1 protein-coding gene is annotated in these 382 nt (G+C 71.2%); it reads right to left on the reverse strand.

Annotated elements, in window-relative coordinates:
* The coding region (locus tag EOA23_RS35445) for an aldehyde dehydrogenase family protein (protein ID WP_127307363.1) at positions 1 to 382 on the reverse strand (382 nt) is incomplete at both ends.

The raw sequence follows: 382 nt of genomic DNA on the forward strand, positions 1-382 counted from the left end.
CCGTGGGGCCATCGCCCGGCAGAAGCTGGATGACGTCCTCCGGCACGCCGGCCTCGCGCAGCATCTCGACGGCGCGGAAGGCGATCAGCGGCGTCTGCTCGGCGGGCTTGGCGATGACCGAATTGCCGGTGACCAGCGCCGCCGCGATCTGGCCGGTGAAGATCGCCAGCGGGAAATTCCACGGCGAGATGCAGACGATCGCGCCGCGCGCCTCGGTGCCTGCCTCGGCATTGGCCGCCTCGGCCGCGTAATAGCGCAGGAAGTCGACCGCCTCGCGCACCTCGGCGACACCATCGGCCAGCGACTTGCCGGCCTCGCGGGTGGCGAGGGCGAAAAGCTCGGCGGCGTTGGCCTCGTAGAGGTCGGCGGCGCGGTTGAGGAT

The organism is Mesorhizobium sp. M2A.F.Ca.ET.042.01.1.1 (assembly GCF_003997405.1).
Taxonomy (GTDB): Bacteria; Pseudomonadota; Alphaproteobacteria; order Rhizobiales; family Rhizobiaceae; genus Mesorhizobium.